13 protein-coding genes are annotated in these 16,602 nt (G+C 68.8%); 10 read left to right on the top strand and 3 right to left on the bottom strand.

Annotated features, from left to right (window positions below; genetic code table 11):
• Nucleotides 1–19 precede the first annotated feature (19 nt).
• From tfpB to AC07OD_RS05640, 6 genes are all read left to right on the top strand, one after another.
• Nucleotides 20–1,813, top strand: a complete 1,794-nt coding sequence (gene tfpB / locus AC07OD_RS05665; protein ID WP_218295763.1) for a type IV pilus assembly ATPase TfpB — start codon at nucleotides 20–22, stop codon at nucleotides 1,811–1,813.
• Nucleotides 1,814–1,937: 124 nt separating this feature from the next.
• Complete coding sequence (locus AC07OD_RS05660; protein WP_218339992.1) at nucleotides 1,938–2,426, top strand: tripartite tricarboxylate transporter TctB family protein; 489 nt, start codon at nucleotides 1,938–1,940, stop codon at nucleotides 2,424–2,426.
• A gap of 15 nt (nucleotides 2,427–2,441) precedes the next feature.
• Nucleotides 2,442–3,953, top strand: a complete 1,512-nt coding sequence (locus tag AC07OD_RS05655; protein WP_218339994.1) for a tripartite tricarboxylate transporter permease — start codon at nucleotides 2,442–2,444, stop codon at nucleotides 3,951–3,953.
• A 120-nt stretch (nucleotides 3,954–4,073) separates the two neighbouring features.
• Nucleotides 4,074–5,372 (top strand): DUF3422 family protein, encoded by a 1,299-nt coding sequence (locus AC07OD_RS05650; RefSeq protein WP_218295760.1) that lies wholly within the window; start codon nucleotides 4,074–4,076, stop codon nucleotides 5,370–5,372.
• A 51-nt stretch (nucleotides 5,373–5,423) separates the two neighbouring features.
• Nucleotides 5,424–7,046 (top strand): gamma-glutamyltransferase family protein, encoded by a 1,623-nt coding sequence (locus AC07OD_RS05645; RefSeq protein ID WP_494595554.1) that lies wholly within the window; start codon nucleotides 5,424–5,426, stop codon nucleotides 7,044–7,046.
• Nucleotides 7,046–7,993, top strand: a complete 948-nt coding sequence (locus AC07OD_RS05640) for a DMT family transporter (protein ID WP_218295758.1) — start codon at nucleotides 7,046–7,048, stop codon at nucleotides 7,991–7,993. Before AC07OD_RS05645 ends, AC07OD_RS05640 begins: the two co-directional genes overlap by 1 nt.
• 152 nt (nucleotides 7,994–8,145) lie before the next feature.
• Here the strand turns inward: AC07OD_RS05640 and AC07OD_RS05635 are convergent, their stop codons facing one another.
• Entirely contained in the window at nucleotides 8,146–9,192 is a 1,047-nt protein-coding gene (locus tag AC07OD_RS05635) for a M48 family metalloprotease (protein ID WP_494595552.1), read from the bottom strand.
• An 11-nt stretch (nucleotides 9,193–9,203) separates the two neighbouring features.
• Nucleotides 9,204–9,815, bottom strand: a complete 612-nt coding sequence (locus AC07OD_RS05630; RefSeq protein ID WP_218295756.1) for an SH3 domain-containing protein — start codon at nucleotides 9,813–9,815, stop codon at nucleotides 9,204–9,206.
• Between the two features lie 68 nt (nucleotides 9,816–9,883).
• On the opposite strand from AC07OD_RS05630, the gene AC07OD_RS05625 reads away from it, so the two are divergent.
• The 4 genes from AC07OD_RS05625 (at nucleotide 9,884) to AC07OD_RS05610 (ending at nucleotide 15,599) form a co-directional block, all read left to right on the top strand.
• Nucleotides 9,884–10,714, top strand: a complete 831-nt coding sequence (locus tag AC07OD_RS05625) for an SDR family oxidoreductase (protein ID WP_494595550.1) — start codon at nucleotides 9,884–9,886, stop codon at nucleotides 10,712–10,714.
• A 397-nt stretch (nucleotides 10,715–11,111) separates the two neighbouring features.
• Nucleotides 11,112–12,227, top strand: coding sequence for a TRAP transporter substrate-binding protein (locus AC07OD_RS05620; RefSeq protein ID WP_492910537.1), 1,116 nt, complete (start codon nucleotides 11,112–11,114; stop codon nucleotides 12,225–12,227).
• Complete coding sequence (locus tag AC07OD_RS05615; RefSeq protein WP_255591084.1) at nucleotides 12,224–14,935, top strand: bifunctional diguanylate cyclase/phosphodiesterase; 2,712 nt, start codon at nucleotides 12,224–12,226, stop codon at nucleotides 14,933–14,935. The genes AC07OD_RS05620 and AC07OD_RS05615 overlap by 4 nt, the downstream gene beginning before the upstream one ends.
• 70 nt (nucleotides 14,936–15,005) lie before the next feature.
• A complete protein-coding gene (locus AC07OD_RS05610; RefSeq protein WP_492245902.1) occupies nucleotides 15,006–15,599 on the top strand; it encodes a hypothetical protein in 594 nt (197 codons plus the stop codon).
• Nucleotides 15,600–15,615: 16 nt separating this feature from the next.
• Here AC07OD_RS05610 and AC07OD_RS05605 read toward each other — a convergent pair whose 3' ends face one another.
• The gene (locus AC07OD_RS05605) at nucleotides 15,616–16,515 is read right to left on the bottom strand and encodes a DMT family transporter (protein ID WP_218295753.1); all 900 of its coding nucleotides are present in this window, start codon (nucleotides 16,513–16,515) and stop codon (nucleotides 15,616–15,618) included.
• Nucleotides 16,516–16,602 lie beyond the last annotated feature (87 nt).

Raw genomic sequence — 16,602 nt, 5'->3', positions numbered from 1 at the left:
CATTCTGGAAAGGTTCTCGATGAAAACATCCCTTGTTTCTCCGGATGGCGTGGCGGTCCGGCCCTATGCGGGGCCGGTGGACTGGCGCCGGGTGGTGCAGTGGCTCAGCGATGACCAGGTGATCTCCCCGGAAGAGGCGCAGCGCACCATCGCGCGCTGCTCGCAGGCCGAAAGCTCGCAGCATGCGCTGGTGCGCCTGGCCAACGTGGCCATGGAGCGCGCCAGCGATGGCAAGCCGCTGGACATCGAGACCCTGTCCGAGTACCTGGCCAAGCGGGCAGGACTGCCCTACCTGCGCATCGATCCGCTCAAGGTGGACGTGGGGCGCGTGGCCGACACCATGAGCGCCACCTATGCCGAGCGCCACAAGGTGCTGCCCGTGCAGGTGACCCCCAAGGAAGTGGTGGTGGCCACCTCGGAGCCCTTCATTGACGACTGGGTCGCGGAGGTGGAGCGGCAGTCGCGGCGGACCGTGCGCCGCGTGGTGGCCAGCCCGCTGGACATCCATCGGTTCACGGCGGAGTTCTTCGCGCTGGCCAAGTCGGTGCGCGCCGCCCAGAAGGCGGGGGGCAATTCCGGGGGCAGCAGCTTCGAGCAGCTGGTCGAGCTGGGCAAGAGCAACAAGCAGCTCGACGCCAATGACCAGGGCGTGGTCAAGGTCGTGGACTGGCTCTGGCAGTACGCGTTCGACCAGCGCGCCAGCGACATCCACCTGGAGCCGCGGCGCGACCAGGGGGTGATCCGTTTTCGCATCGACGGCGTGCTGCACCCCGTCTACCAGATGCCCATGGGGGTGCACAACGCCATGGTCTCGCGCATCAAGCTGCTCGGGCGCATCGACGTGGTGGAAAAGCGCCGCCCGCAGGACGGCCGCATCAAGACGCGCAACCAGCGCGGCGACGAGGTGGAAATGCGGCTGTCCACCCTGCCCACGGCGTTCGGCGAGAAGATGGTCATGCGGATCTTCGACCCGGACAACGCCGTCAAGGACCTCGATGCCCTGGGTTTTGCCCAGCACGACGCCGCCCGCTGGGAAGGGCTGGTCAAGCGCCCGCACGGCATCATCCTGGTGACCGGGCCCACCGGCTCGGGCAAGACCACCACGCTGTATTCCACGCTCAAGCGGGTGGCGACCGAGGAGGTCAACGTCAGCACGGTGGAAGACCCCATCGAAATGATCGAGCCCAGCTTCAACCAGACGCAGGTGCAGCCGCAGCTCGACTTCAACTTCGCCGAAGGCCTGCGCGCCCTGATGCGCCAGGACCCGGACATCATCATGGTGGGTGAAATCCGCGACCTGGAGACGGCCGAGATGGCCATCCAGGCGGCGCTCACGGGCCACCTGGTGTTCTCGACCCTGCACACCAACGATGCCCCGTCCGCCATCACCCGGATGATGGAGCTGGGCGTGCCGCCCTACCTCCTGAACGCCACCCTGCTCGGGGTGCTGGCGCAGCGCTTGGTGCGCACCCTGTGCAGGCAGTGCAAGCAGAAGGACGATGCGGCGGACCGCGAGACCCTGATGGCGGTGGTCAAGCCCTGGAAGCTCAGCGGCGGCTACCAGCCGTACAAGCCCGTGGGCTGCGTGGACTGCCGCATGAGCGGCTTTCGCGGCCGCATGGGCCTGTATGAGCTGCTCACGGTGAGCGAGGCGCTCAAGGAAAAGATCAACCAGGCACCCTCCATCGACATGCTGCGCCGCCAGGCCGTGCAGGACGGCATGCGGCCGTTGCGCCTGGCGGGCGCCTTGCGGGTGGCCGAAGGCCTGACCACGCTGGACGAGGTGATCACCGCGACGCCACCCCTGGAGTGAAGTCCGCCGCGCGGGCGGGGTCTGGGCGGCCAGTCGTTACCGGATGTAGGTGGAATCCACATCCGCGCGCGCTCTGGTTGCCCCCACAATCGCGCAGTCGAGATTTCCGCCAAGGAGACAATTCGTGAAAATCAAAAGTCAAAAAGACTTCTTTGCCGGCCTCATGTTCATGGGTGTCGGTGTGGCGTTCGCGTGGGGTGCAACCACGTACAACGTCGGTAACGGTGCCCGCATGGGCCCGGGCTACTTCCCGCTGCTGCTGGGGATCCTGCTGGCCATCATCGGCAGCGCGATCACCTTCAAGGCCACCACGGTGGAAACCCAGGATGGCGACAAGATCGGAAAGTGGGCCTGGAAGCCGCTGTTCTTCATCCTGGCCGCCAACTTCGCGTTCGGCATCCTGCTGGGCGGCCTGCCGAGCCTGGGCATTCCGGCCATGGGCCTCATCGTGGGCATCTACGCGCTGACCTTCATCTCCAGCCTGGCTGGCAATGAGTTCAACGCCAAGGCGGTGTTCGTGCTGGCCACGGTCTTGGCTGTCGGCAGTTACGTGGCATTCGTCTGGGCGCTCAAGCTGCAGTTCCCTGTGTGGCCGAGTTTCATCACAGGTTGAGCAGGAGCACCGACCATGGATTTGATTAACAACCTCTCGCTCGGTTTTGGCGTGGCCTTCACGTTCCAGAACCTGATCTACTGTTTCATCGGCTGCCTGCTGGGCACGCTGATCGGCGTGCTGCCCGGCATCGGCCCCGTGGCCACCATTGCCATGCTGCTGCCCGCCACCTATGCACTGCCTCCCGTGGCTGCGCTGATCATGCTGGCCGGCATCTACTACGGCGCCCAGTACGGCGGCTCCACCACCGCCATCCTGGTGAACCTGCCGGGTGAATCGTCCTCGGTGGTGACCGTGATCGATGGCTACCAGATGGCGCGCAAGGGCCGAGCGGGGCCGGCGCTTGCGGCGGCCGGGCTGGGCTCGTTCTTCGCCGGCTGCGTGGGCACGCTTATCCTGGCGGCCTTCGCGCCCCCGCTGACCGAAGTGGCCTTCAAGTTCGGCCCCGCCGAATACTTCTCGCTGATGGTGCTGGGCCTGATCGGTGCCGTGGTGCTGGCCTCGGGTTCGCTGCTCAAGGCCGTGGCCATGATCGTGCTGGGCCTGCTGATGGGCCTGGTGGGTACCGACGTGAACTCGGGCGTGGCCCGCTTCAGCTTCGACATCCCTGAACTGACCGACGGCATCGGCTTCGTGACCATCGCCATGGGCGTGTTCGGCTACGGCGAAATCATTGCCAACCTCTCGCGCCCCGATGACGAGCGCGAAGTGTTCACTGCCAAGGTCGAGGGCCTGTTCCCCACCAAGGAAGACTTCAAGCGCATGATTCCTGCCGTGCTGCGCGGCACGGCACTGGGCGCGGCGCTGGGCATCCTGCCCGGTGGCGGTGCGCTGCTGGCGGCGTTTGCGGCCTACACGGTCGAGAAGAAGACCAAGCTCAAGCCCGGTGAAGTCCCCTTCGGCCAAGGCAACATCCGTGGCGTGGCGGCTCCCGAGTCGGCCAACAACGCCGGTTCGCAGACCTCCTTCATCCCGCTGCTGACGCTCGGTATCCCTCCCAACGCCGTGATGGCGCTGATGGTGGGCGCGATGACCATCCACAACATCCAGCCTGGTCCCCAGGTGATGACCAGCAACCCCGAACTGTTCTGGGGCCTGATCGCTTCGATGTGGATCGGCAACGCCATGCTGGTGATCCTGAACCTGCCCCTGATCGGCATCTGGATCAAGCTGCTGACCGTGCCGTACCGCTGGCTGTACCCCTCCATCGTGCTGTTCTGCGCGGTGGGCGTGTATTCCACCAACAACAACACCTTCGACATCTGGATGGTGGGTGCATTCGGCCTGATCGGCTACATCTTCCACAAGCTGGGCACGGAACCCGCACCCTTGCTGCTCGGGTTCATCCTGGGCCCGATGATGGAAGAGAACCTGCGCCGTGCGCTGCTGCTGTCGCGTGGCGACTGGAGCGTGTTCGTCACGCGTCCGCTGTCGGCCGGCCTGCTCGCTGCCGCTGCGCTGCTGCTCGTCATCGTGCTGCTGCCTTCGGTGAAGAACAAGCGCGAGGAAGCGTTCGTGGAAGACTGATCGCACCTCTTTTTCCATCCGACTCCAGAACAGCGGCACCTTCGGGTGCCGTTGTTTTTTGGAGAGCCCGGGGGCCTGCGCATCCTCGGCGCCAGTGGACAATCGCGGGCAGAGGTCCGCATGTCCACTCCATTCCATCTGCCGCAGCATCCTCACCGGGCGATGCTGCACAACGAAATCCACGCCCGCCCGCCCGAGGCCATGACGGCCCCCCTGGCCATCGCGCACATCGTGATGCTGGCCGATGCGGCCGGGCGCGAAGCGAGCCGGGCCCATGTCGCCGCCCTCCTGCGCGACCACCACATGGCCCTGCCCGATGCGCACACCACCCACCTGCGCATGGACCTGGGCGCCTACCGCATGCGGTGGGAGCTGCACACCGAGTTCGTCTCCTGGACTTTCATGGTGCCCGCGACGGCGGATGCCTTCGGCGAGCGGGAGCCCGCCAGCGCGGTGGATGCCGTGCCCCGCGAGTGGCTGGCGGCCCTGCCCGGGCAATGCCTGTGCAGCCTGAATCTCTGGGTGCTGCCCACGCACACCTTTGGCTCGGGCTCGCTGGTCAAGCACGTGCTGCACGAGGACACGCTGGTGGCCTCCACCGTGGCCGACGGGCATGGCGAGGTCTACACCGACTTCGCCATCCATGCCGACGGTTTCTCGCGCATGGTGCTGCTCGCGGGGGGCATGACGCAGCGCCGCCTGGGGCGGCTGGTGCAGCGCCTGCTCGAAATCGAGACCTACCGCATGGCGGCCCTGCTGGGCCTGCCCGCGGCGCGCGAGGCGGCCAGCGTGCTGGCGTTCGCCGAGCGTGAGCTGGCCGAGCTGGCCGACGCCATCCGCACCGCCAACCGCGATGCCGAGCCCGTGCTGCTGGACCGCCTGACCCGGCTGGCCGGGCAGGTGGAAAGCCAGTACGCCGCCACGCACTCGCGTTTCTCGGCCAGCAGCGCCTACTTCGAGCTGCTGGACCGCCGCATCGAGGACATCGCCGAATCGCGCCTGGCGGGCATGCAGACCATCCGCGAGTTCATGGACCGGCGCCTCACGCCCGCGCGCAGCACCTGCGAGTGGGCGACCCGCCGGCAGGATGCGCTGTCGCAGCGCGTCTCGCGCATGAGCAACCTTCTGCGCACCCGGGTGGAGATCGAGCAGCAGCAAAGCAGCCAGGCGCTGCTGACCACCATGAACCACCGCCAGGACCTGCAGCTCCAGATGCAGTCCACGGTGGAAGGCCTCTCGGTGGCGGCGATCACGTACTACATCGTTGGCCTGGTGAGCTACCTGGCCAAGGGAGCGCAGAAGCTGGGCTGGCCGCTTTCCCCCGAGACGACGGCCGCCATTGCGATTCCGGTGGTGGCCGTGGGCGTCTGGTGGTCTCTGCGAAGGCTGCACCACAAGGTGTTCCGCAAGCGCCATTGAAGCCGCGTAAGGGGCGGGGCGCAGCCGCCGGCAGCGGCAGATAATGGCCCGATGCCGTTCAGCTACACCTCTTCCTATGCCAGCACCCGCCTGCCGGTGTTTGCGCGCAATGTCGTTTCCACGTCCCACCCGCTGGCTGCCCAGGCGGGCTTGCGCATGCTGCAGCAGGGCGGCAATGCCGTCGATGCGGCCGTGGCGGCGGCCGCTGCCATGACGATCTGCGAGCCCGTGAGCAATGGCCTGGGCAGCGATGCGTTCTGCATCCTCTGGGACGGGCAGGCCTTGCAGGGGCTCAACGCCTCGGGCCGCGCGCCCGCTGCCTGGACGCCCGGGTACTTTCACAGCCGCTATGGCAGGGGGCAGGCGACGCCGCCCCGGCGCGGCATGGATGCCGTCACCGTGCCGGGCGCCGTCAGCGCCTGGGTGGCCCTGTCCGAGCGCTTTGGCAAGCTGCCTTTTGCCGACCTGATGGAGCCCGCCGCCGAGATCGCCGAGCGCGGCTACCTGGTGCCGGTGGTGGTGCAGCAGAAATGGGCCGCCGCCGTGCCCGAGCTGCAGTCGCAGCCAGGGTTTGCGCGGAGCTTCATGCCCTGGGGGCGCGCGCCGCGGGTGGGTGAGCTGTTCCAGTTCGCGGCGGCTGCGCGTGCCTTGCGCGCCATCGGCGCCACGCGGGGGCAGGCGTTCTACACGGGCGAAATCGCCCAGGCGCTGGTGGCCTTCTCGCAGGCCCAGGGCGGCAGCCTGGCGCTGGCGGATCTGGAGGCGCACCGGCCCGAATGGGTCACCCCCATGGCCCGCAACTACCGGGGCCACACGCTGCACGAGATTCCGCCCAACGGGCAGGGCATCGCCGCCCTCATCGCGCTGGGCATCCTCGACCAGTTCGATCTGGCGGGCCTGCCCGTGGATGGCACTGCGTCCCAGCACCTGCAGATCGAGGCGATGAAACTCGCGTTCGCCGATGTGTACCGCTACGTGGCCGAGCCATCGTCCATGGAGGTGACACCCGCCCAAATGCTCGATGACGCGTACCTGGCATCCCGTGCCAAACTGATCGACATGAACCAGGCGCAGGATTTCGGGGCGGGCAATCCGGCCAAGGGCGGCACGATCTACCTGACCGCGGCCGACGAGAACGGCATGATGGTGAGCTTCATCCAGAGCAACTACATGGGCTTTGGCTCGGGTTGCGTGGAGCCCACGTTCGGCATCAGTCTGCAGAACCGGGGCCAGGCGTTCAGCACCGACCCCGATGGCCCCAATTCCGCCAATCTGGTGGCGCCGGGCAAGCGGCCGTTTCATACCATCATCCCCGCCTTCCTGACACAAAACGGCCAGCCCGTGATGAGCTACGGCGTGATGGGGGCCAACATGCAGCCCCAGGGCCACCTGCAGACCCTGGTGCGCATGCTGGACTATGGCCAGAACCCGCAGGCGGCCTGTGATGCGCCGCGCTGGCGCTTCAACGAAGGGCTGTCGATCAACGTCGAGGCCGCCATGCCCGCCGCCACGGTGCAGGGGCTGCTCGGCCTGGGGCACCAGATGGAGGTGCTGCAGGACTCCTACCAGGACTTCGGTGCCGGCCAGTTCATCTGGCGCATGGGCGACCCCAAGGTGCAGGGCTACCTGGCCGCCAGCGATCCGCGCCGCGATGGCCAGGTGGCCGGCTATTGATGAGATTTGAGAAAAAAGTGCCTCCAGCCCAATCAGTACAAGCGCTAGCAGCTAGAAAAAATGTAGCAACCGGCCTGTTGCTCGCCCTGCTGGGCTCCATCGCCTTCAGCGGCAAGGCCATCATCGTCAAGCTCGCGTACCGCTACGGAGTGGACGCGGTCACGCTCATCATGTACCGCATGCTGTTTGCGCTGCCCATCTTCGCCGTGATGGCCTGGTGGGCCAGCCGGGGCAAGCCGCCCCTGTCGCGCAAGGACTGGCTGGGCGTGCTGGGCCTGGGGCTCACGGGCTACTACCTGGCGAGCTTTCTGGACTTCGCGGGGCTGGCCTACATCAGCGCCAGCCTGGAGCGCCTCATCCTGTACCTGAACCCCACGCTGGTGGTGATGCTCGGCTGGGTGCTGTACCGGCGCGGCATCCACTGGGGCCAGGCCGTGGGCATGCTGATCAGCTACTGCGGCGTGGTGCTGGTGTTCGGCCACGAGGCCAACCTGCAGGGCGCCGATGCGGCCTGGGGCACCCTGCTGGTGTTCCTGAGCGCGGTGAGCTATGCCATCTACCTGGTCTACAGCGGCGAGCTGGTGCGGCGCCTGGGGTCGTTGCGGCTGGTGGGGCTGGCCACCACGGTGGCGTGCCTGTGCTGCCTGCTGCAGTTCGTGGTGCTGCGGCCCTTCAGCGCGGCCGTGGTGGCGCCCGAGGTGATCTGGCTGTCGGTGCTCAACGCCACGCTGTGCACGGCCGCGCCCGTGCTCATGGTGATGATGGCGATCGAGCGCGTGGGCGCCGGCATGACCGCGCAGACCGGCATGGTGGGGCCGCTGTCCACCATCCTCATGGGTGTCTGGATCCTGGGCGAACCCTTCACGGTGTGGGTGGCCGCGGGCACGGCGCTGGTCATCGCCGGCATTTTCGTGTTCACGCAGCTCGCGCGCCGCCAGCAGGCCTGATGAAGGCCCTTGCCGTGGTGCTCCGAATGCCACGCCATACGGCCGGGGGGGAGGGGCGCTGTCGGGCATGAAAAAGGGCAGCGCGCGCTGCCCTTTTTTCTTGTTGTCCCGCCGCGCGGGCACACCTTTTGGGCGCCCCGGACCTCGCTCCGCTACGAGGTCTTTTTCCGCGCAGGCGGCGCGGGCTTGCGGGCGGGCGCCGCCGCCGGATTCACCGCGCCTGGCGCCGCGGCGGCGGGGCCAGAGGCCGCCGAAGGCTGGGGGTTGAGGCGCTGCGCCACCGTGACGGGCGCCACGCCCATGAAGCCATCCAGGTTCTTGCCCATGGCCAGCTCCAGCTGCTCCAGCCGTGCCTGGGCGGGCGGATGGGTGGCCAGGGCCAGCGTGAACATGGGGTTGTCGGGCGCGGCCGTGCGCAGCTGCTGCAGCACCGCCACCAGCCCATACGGATCGAAGCCCGCGCGCGTGGCCAGGGCCACGCCGGTGCGGTCCGCGTCGTACTCGTCGGCCTGGTCCAGGCCGCGCGCATACAGGTTGCGGCCCAGCGCGAGGAACTGCGAGGCCACCAGGTTCCCCACGGCGTTGGTCTTGATCTGCGACGCCACCAGCTGCGTGAACATGCCGGACTGTGCGGTCTTGCGCATGGCGTGCAGGTGGTGCCTGGCGGTGACGTGCGTGATTTCGTGGGCGAGGATGCCCGCCAGTTCGGCCTCGTCCGCGCAGCGGTCGATCAGGCCCTTGGTCACGAACACGTAGCCCCCCGGCGCGGCGAATGCGTTGTACCCGGGATCGTCCAGCACGACGAAGGTCCAGGGAAGCTGGGGGCGCTCGGACTGCAGGCTGATCCAGCGCCCGAGGTTGTTCACATAGCGCTGCAGGGCCATGTCCGGGTGCAGCGGTTTGCTGCCCAGCAGCACGGCGGCGAGCTGGCGGCCGATTTCAATCTCTTTCGGCTCGTCGATGCTCTCCACCGAGCGCGTGAGCAGGCTGATGAGGTCGTCGCCCCGGGCGGCATTGCCGCCGCCGCCGGTGACGGCGCCCAGCAGGCCGCCACCGCTGCTGCTGGTGCCTCCACCGAGCGAGTTGAGCAGGTTCATCACGTTCTGGGCATGGCCGCAGACCGGCACCAGGGTGAGCGCCAGGGCGGCGCACGCAGCGGCCAGCGGCCGCGTGCAGGCAGGGGAAAAGGGCAGTCGCATGGCGGCTTTCCTCAGTTGGGGCTGAAGTTGGGGTCGGAAGGATTTGCCGAGGAGCCCGTCGCTCCCGGGCTGCCGCTGGACGACGGACGCTGGGGCGCCGCCAGTGGCGGCACGGCGCGTGGCTGCAGGGAGGCGGTGGTCGCGAACTGGCGTGCCTGGTCCGCATTCACCCGCAGGCCCTCCGCCTGGCCGACGGCGGCCGGGTTGGGCTGCGCGTTGGCGATGTCTTCGGCGCCCAGGCCGCGGATGCCCACGGTGGATGTGGCCGTGGTCGTGGGGCCGCTGTTGCCGCCGAACAGACCGCCCAGGCCCCGCAGGCCGCTCGTGGCCGCGTTGCTGGAAGGCGCGGCCGAGCCCGACTGCGGACCCAGGTCGAACATGTGCACCCAGCCCGTCGCGCCCTGCGGCGTGCTCACCCGGGTCCAGGGGCCCTTGCGCTCGTTGCTGCGGGTGACCACGGTGTTGGCCTCCAGGGGCGCCACGCTCGCACCAGTGTCGGCGGGGGTGTCGCGCAGTTGCGTGGCGCGCTTGACCACGGCGGACTCCTGCGCTTGCGCGCCCAGGGGCGCCAATGCGGCCAATGCCAGCCAGGCGGCAAGGGCTCCGCGGTGCAGCCAGTTCATCTTGCAACTCTCCACGTATGATGGTTTTCAAAGGCCGCAGGGTGCAGCCGTCAGAACCGGAGATTGTTATGGATTTGGGTATCGCAGGCAAATGGGCGCTGGTGTGCGGCGCGAGCAAGGGCCTGGGCTATGGCTGTGCGCTGGCCCTGGTGCGCGAGGGCGTCAATGTGGTCATCAACGCCCGCAATGCGGACGCCCTCGATCAGGCTGCTACTCAATTGATAGCTGAAGCCGCACAAAATTCTAGCGCTAGCGGGCAGAATCAGCCAAAGCCACGGGTGCTGGCCGTGGCCGCCGACATCACCACCGCCGCCGGACGGGAGGCCGTGTTCTCCGTGGCCGGCGGGCCAGGGCGTGACTTCGACATCGTGGTGACCAATGCCGGCGGCCCCCCCACGGGCGACTTCCGCGAGTGGGACCGGGACGCATGGATCAAGGCCGTGGACGCCAACATGCTCACCCCCATCGAACTGATCAAGGCCACGGTGGACGGCATGGCCGCACGGGGCTTTGGCCGCGTCGTCAATATTACTTCCAGCGCCGTGAAGGCGCCCATCGACATCCTGGGCCTGTCCAACGGCGCGCGCAGCGGGCTCACCGGCTTCGTGGCCGGCGTCTCGCGCAGCAAGATCGCCGCGCGCGGCGTGACCATCAACAACCTGCTGCCCGGCAAGTTCGACACCGACCGGCTCGCCGCCACCGTGAACGCGGCCGCCAGCAAGGCCGGCAAGAGCGTGGACGACGTGCGCAGCGCCCAGCAGGCGCAGATTCCGGCCGGGCGCTACGGCACGGCCCAGGAGTTCGGAGCCATCTGCGCGTTCTTGTGCAGCCAGCAGGCGGGCTACATGACGGGGCAGAACGTGCTGGCGGACGGCGGCGCGTACCCGGGCACTTTCTGACCTTCTGATCCGGGCGGCGGCGCAGGCGCCTGCCTGAGCCTGCGCGTCGAAAACGCTGCTGGCGCGCCCGGGGCTGCGTGCTGGGGAGGCGGCGCGGGGTGCTTTCCGGCCACCCGCGGGCGGTGGGTTCTTGTGCGCGCGGCAGGTTCTGCGGTGGTACCTCGTGGCATTTTGCCGACAGCTTTTCCTCCGGGTGGAAAAACTTGGTGAAGAATGGGGCCCCCAGTCCTCCAACCCGAAAGCACCGGAACATGACACTGCGCACTCCCCTCCCGGGCAGCGTTGCGAATCCATGCGGTATCCGCCGATACCGCTGTGGGTTTCGCCGCGCCCAGGGCGCGAAGGCGCTCCGTTCATGGCCTCGCTCCGCGTGCGGGCTGCAGTACCAGAACCCCCCATGCAGCCCATGCCCGCTCTGAGGTTTCGCCTTCGCCGCCGCGCCGCGGTGCTGCTGTGCGCGGCATGCGCGGCGCTGGGCGGCCTGCCCCAGGCCATGAGCCAGACGGCCGCGCCCCCGGCGACGGCCGCCGCAGCGCCCTACAAGTTGCGCATCGTGGGCGGCCTGGCGGGCATCAACCAGTACACCCGCCAGGAGGAGCCGTTCTGGACGAAGGAGCTGCTGCGCATGAGCGGCGGACGGTTCGACGCCGAGATCGTGCCCTTTGACCGGGCCGGCGTGCCCGGCGCCGAGATGCTGCGCCTGCTGCAGCTGGGCGTGGTGCCTTTCGGCACGACGCTCATGAGCTCATTCACGGCCCAGTACCCCGAGTACACCGCGCCCGACCTGGCCGGCCTCAATCCCGACATCGCCACGCTCAAGTCCACGCTGGCGGCATTCCGGCCCTACCTGGAGAAGGTCCTGCGCGACCAGCATGGCGTGGAGGCCCTGGCGGTGTACGTGTACCCCGCCCAGGTGGTGTTCTGCAAGAAGCCGCTGCGCGCGCTGGCCGACCTGGCGGGGCGCCGCACCCGGGTGTCCTCCTCCACGCAGGCCGATTTCGTCGGGGCGCTGGGCGGCGTGCCGGTGCTCACCGGTTTCGCGCAGATCGTGCCCAGCCTCACCGCGGGCAACACGGAATGCGCGATCACCGGCACCATGTCGGGCAACACCCTGGGCCTGCCCGCGATCACCTCGCACATGCATGCGCTGCCCGTGACCTGGGGGCTGGCCATCTTCGGCGCCAACCAGGCCGCCTGGGAGGCGCTGCCGCCCGACCTGCGTGCGCTGCTGCGGCGCGAGCTGCCCAGGCTGGAGGCCGCCATCTGGGAAGAGTCCGAGCGCGAGACCTCCGATGGCATGGCCTGCAACCGTGGCGCCCCTGCCTGCGTGGGGGGCCGCAAGGGCAGCATGGTGGTGGTGCCGGTGTCGTCGCAGGACGAGCGCAACCGGCACGAGATCCTCGCCTCCACCGTGCTGCCGCGCTGGGTGCAGCGCTGCGGGGTGCGTTGCGCCCAGGTGTGGAACCAGACGATCGGCCCCGTCCGCGGCCTGGCGGCGGCCCCCGCGAAATGAGTGAGTCCAACACCCCGCTGCGGATCAAGGCCTTCGTATGGGCCGGGGCGGCGGTGTTCATGGCGGCGGTGGTGCTGGTCTCCGCCGCGCTGGCATGGAACGCCCGCAAGGTGGCGCTGGACGACAACGAAGCCCAGGCCACGCGCTTCGTGGCGGGCGCCGAGGCGGCGCTCAACCGGTCCCTGCTGGCGGTGGATGTGCTGCTGGCCAGCATGGATGAACTGCTCGGGCTGTCCGGCGCCATGCGCGACTGGATCGATCCCGAGCTGGCCAGCCAGCGGCTGCGCAGCTCGGCGCGGCAGAACCTGATGGTGCGCTACGTGGCCCTGCTGGACGCCAACGGCAAGTCGATGGCGTCCTCCGACGCCGCCGGCAGCGCGCTGCCAGTGCAGTTGCCGCCCGGTTTCCTGGCGACGGTGCTGGAGCAGCCCGTCTCAACCCTCATGATCAGCCCGCCGGTGGTGAGCTTCGCCACGTCCGAGCGCGTGCTGTACTTCGCTCGCCACCTGCGCATGGCCGACAGCGCCCGCGTGGTCGCGGTGGCGGAGGTGCCCGTCGGCGCGCTCAGTTCGGTGCTGGTGCAGGGGGTGGACATCAGCGGCCTGCAGGTCACGCTGGAGCGCGCGGGAGGGCTGCTGCTGCTGAGCGTGCCCAACCGCGAGGAGTCCATCACGCCCACGCTCAGTCCGCCGCTCCACGAACTCGCGGAAAAGGGCCAGGAATGGAAAGCGCCGGCCCGCCTCAGCGGGGAGCCCGCGCTGGTGGTCTACCGGCCCATCCTGTACCAGGACCTGCGCATTTCCGCGAGCATCCCGCTGCGCGATGCGCTGGCGGGCTGGCGCGAGCAGCGCAACGCCATCGCGCTCACGGGGCTGCTGTTCGTCGCCATGATCGCCGCGGCCGGCAATCTGGCGCTGCGCTACCTGGACCGCATCTCCCAGGCGCGCATCGCGATCGCGCAGTCCAAGGCCACGCTGGACCAGGCGCTGGAGTCGATGGTGAGCGGCTTCCTGCTGCTCGACGGCGAGTACCGCGTGGTGCAGTGGAACAGCCGGTTCGAGGAGATATTTCCGTGGCTGCGCAGCGTGATCGCGCCGACGGTGCCGTTCCGGCGCGTGATGGAGGAAACCTCCCGCCACCACCTGCCGCGCGCCAGCGAGGACGAGCGCATGCGCTGGGTGGAGCTGCGCCTGCTCAAGCAAAAGCAGCACCAGGAGCCCCATGAACAGGTGCTGCCCAATGGCCGCACGATCCAGATCACCGAACGGCCCACGCCCGAAGGGGGGCTGGTCATCACGTACCACGATGTGACCGCCCTGCGCCGGGCCAGTGCCGAGATCGAAAGCCTGGCCTTCTACGACCCGCTCACCAACCTGCCCAACCGCCGGCTGCTCATGGACCGCATGCAGCAGGTCATCGCGGCCAGCCTGCGCAGCGGGCAGTACGGCGCGCTGCTCTTCCTGGACCTCGACCACTTCAAGACCCTGAACGACACCCTGGGCCACGAAGTGGGCGACCTGCTGCTGCGCCAGGTCGCCGAGCGGCTCAAGACCTGTGTGCGGCGGGAGGACACCGTGGCGCGCCTGGGCGGGGACGAGTTCGTCGTCATGCTGCACGAGCTGTCGCAGCACAGCGAGGAGGCGGCTGCCCATGCCCGGCGCGTGGGCGAAAAAATCCTGCGCACGCTCAACGCGCCGTACTCGCTGGGGGGGCACACCCACCACAGCACGCCCAGCATCGGCGCCACGCTGATGGGAGGAGCGCTGCAGCCCTCGGTCGATCTGCTCAAGCAGGCCGACATCGCCATGTACCAGGTCAAGTCGCAGGGGCGCAACGCGCTGTGCTTCTTCGATCCGCAGATGCAGATCGCCATCAGCGTGCGCGCCCAGCTGGAAGGGGACCTGCAGGCGGCGCTGACGGCACGGCAGTTCGTGCTGCACTACCAGCCCCAGTTCCACCTGGACGGCCGCATCGTGGGCGCCGAGGCGCTCATCCGCTGGATCCATCCCGACCGCGGGCTGATCGCCCCGGGTGATTTCATTGGCGTGGCGGAAGAAAGCGAACTCATCGTGCCGATGGGCCACTGGGTGCTGCGCACCGCCTGCGAGCAGCTGGCGGCGTGGCAGAACGATGCCCGCTACCGGCATGTGCAGCTGTCGGTCAACGTGAGCGCCCGCCAGTTCCGCCAGCGCGATTTCGTGGCCCGTGTCGTCGAGGTGCTGCGGGAAACCGGCGCGCGGCCCCACCTGCTCAAGCTGGAACTCACCGAGTCGCTGGTGCTGGACAACGTGGACGACACCGTCGCCAAGATGGGCCTGCTCAAGACCAAGGGCGTGCGCTTCTCCGTGGACGATTTCGGCACGGGCTACTCGTCGCTCGCCTACCTCACGCGCCTGCCTCTGGACCAGCTCAAGATCGACCAGTCCTTCGTGCACAACCTGGGCGTGCGGCACACCGACGACGTGATCGTGCAGACCATCATCGGCATGGCCCGCAACCTGGAGCTCGATGTGATCGCCGAAGGCGTGGAAACCCCGGCGCAGAAGACCTTGCTGGCGGACTATGGCTGCCAGCTCTTCCAGGGCTACCTGCTCGGGATGCCCGGGCCCGTGGCCGACCTGGAAGTCCTGCTGCAGAACGCCGCCGAGGCCACCCAGGCCGCCCAGGCCGCCACCTCGCCCCCGGCCGCCGGCGGCGCGGCGGACTGAGCCGCCAGTCGCCGGCCGCATGGTGTTCCTTCCGTTCGCTCTTTCCATTGTGCTGATGGCGAGGTCCGATATGCACCCTTCTCCGCACACCCGACCCGCCGCCAGCGCCACGGCGCGCGGGCGCCTGGCTGCATGGGCCACCCTGGCATGTGCCGCAGCCGCTGCCTGCACCCTGGCCGCCGCCGAGCCCGTCGCCGTCCAGACCCCCAGCGGGACGCTGCGGCTGCAGGCGCCGGCGGGCTACACCGCGCTCACCGACGAGGAGCTGCAGACCAAGTTCGGCCGGCACGGGCGCAGGCCGCTGGCCGCCTGGGGCAACGCCCGGCGCAGCAGCACCGTGGCCGTGACCTGGTCGCGCATGGCGCAAAAACCGCTCACGCCCGATGCCTTGCCCGCGTTCATGTCCGCCATGGAAACAACCTTGCCCAGGCTCACCCCGGGCCTGGTGATGCGCGACGCCTCGCTGGTCACCATTGGCGGGCGTGCCTGGGTGCGCATGGACAGCACCGCGCCGGCCGCCGATACCGACGTCCGCAACCTCATGTACCTCACGGACCTGAACGGCCACATGGTGGGCGTGAACTACAACGCCACCGTGGCGGACTTCCCGGCGCAAGAACCGGGTTTTGGGTCCTCTGCCGGCACCTTGCGGGTGCAGGAGTAGGGCCGCCGCAGCGGCGCTATCGGCGAGAGGACACCACGATCCCGCCCACGATCAGCGCGAACGCGATGCCATGAAAGAGCTGGGGCGTCTCCCCCAGGAACGCGGCCGACAGGATGCCGGCGAACAGGGGCGTCAGGTTCACGAAGAAGCCCGCCACGGCGGGCCCCGCGCGCTGCACGCCCACGCCCCAGAAGCGGTAGGCCAGCACCGCGGGCCCCACCGCGATGAATGCCAGCGCGGCCGCCAGCGGCCAGCCCCATGCGACGTGCGAGCGGCCCGAGGCCCATTCCGCCCCGGCGAAACTGCCCGACCATGCGAGCCCGAACACCATCTGCGCCATCAGGAACGCTGCCCAGTCGCCGCGGATGCGGGTGGGCTCGGTGGTGCGCGACAGCAGCCAGCTGTAGAACGCCCATGAAATCGTGGCAAGGAGCATGAACAGGTCGCCCGGCACGAGCCGGAAGGCCATCAGCTGCGCCCATTCGCCACGGCTGAGCACCAGCAGCACGCCGCAGATCGACAGCAGCGCCCCCAGCAGCTGCCGCCGCGTGACGCCTGCGCCGAAGAACAGCGCGCCCACGCCCAGCATCCACACCGGCATGCTGGAGCCCACCAGGGTCACGTTGATGGGCGTGGAGGTCTGCAGGGCCATGTACTGGAACGCGTTGTACAGCCCGATGCCCAGCAGCCCCAGCAGCGCATAGCGGCGCCAGTGCGGCCACAGCGGGCTGTCCTTGCGCAGCACACCGTGCGCGAGGGGCAGCAGGATGCCGAAGGCCAGCACCCAGCGGATGAAATTGAGGGTGAGGGGCGGGATCAGGTCGTGCACCAGCCGCCCCACCACGGCATTGCCGGCCCAGAGCATCGGCGGTACCACCAGCAACGCCGCCGTGCCGGGCGTGAGTTTTTGTGTCATGGGGCTGGACTGTAACGGCGCGCGTGCCGCCCCGCTGCGCGCGGCCACAAGGCCCCAGGGCGGCGCGGCCGTCCACACGCCCACCCG

It is taken from the genome of Acidovorax sp. GW821-FHT10E03 (assembly GCF_059415205.1).
This window is presented reverse-complemented; position numbering and strand designations above follow the sequence as displayed.

Bases quoted from the DNA above. Each gene is read 5' to 3' on its own strand.
- tfpB (WP_218295763.1), top strand. From the start codon at position 20: ATGAAAACATCCCTTGTTTCTCCGGATGGCGTGGCGGTCCGGCCCTAT.
- AC07OD_RS05655 (WP_218339994.1), top strand. From the start codon at position 2,442: ATGGATTTGATTAACAACCTCTCGCTCGGTTTTGGCGTGGCCTTCACG.
- AC07OD_RS05650 (WP_218295760.1), top strand. From the start codon at position 4,074: ATGTCCACTCCATTCCATCTGCCGCAGCATCCTCACCGGGCGATGCTG.
- AC07OD_RS05645 (WP_494595554.1), top strand. From the start codon at position 5,424: ATGCCGTTCAGCTACACCTCTTCCTATGCCAGCACCCGCCTGCCGGTG.
- AC07OD_RS05640 (WP_218295758.1), top strand. From the start codon at position 7,046: ATGAGATTTGAGAAAAAAGTGCCTCCAGCCCAATCAGTACAAGCGCTA.
- AC07OD_RS05635 (WP_494595552.1), bottom strand. From the start codon at position 9,192: ATGCGACTGCCCTTTTCCCCTGCCTGCACGCGGCCGCTGGCCGCTGCG.
- AC07OD_RS05630 (WP_218295756.1), bottom strand. From the start codon at position 9,815: ATGAACTGGCTGCACCGCGGAGCCCTTGCCGCCTGGCTGGCATTGGCC.
- AC07OD_RS05625 (WP_494595550.1), top strand. From the start codon at position 9,884: ATGGATTTGGGTATCGCAGGCAAATGGGCGCTGGTGTGCGGCGCGAGC.
- AC07OD_RS05620 (WP_492910537.1), top strand. From the start codon at position 11,112: ATGCAGCCCATGCCCGCTCTGAGGTTTCGCCTTCGCCGCCGCGCCGCG.
- AC07OD_RS05615 (WP_255591084.1), top strand. From the start codon at position 12,224: ATGAGTGAGTCCAACACCCCGCTGCGGATCAAGGCCTTCGTATGGGCC.
- AC07OD_RS05610 (WP_492245902.1), top strand. From the start codon at position 15,006: ATGCACCCTTCTCCGCACACCCGACCCGCCGCCAGCGCCACGGCGCGC.
- AC07OD_RS05605 (WP_218295753.1), bottom strand. From the start codon at position 16,515: ATGACACAAAAACTCACGCCCGGCACGGCGGCGTTGCTGGTGGTACCG.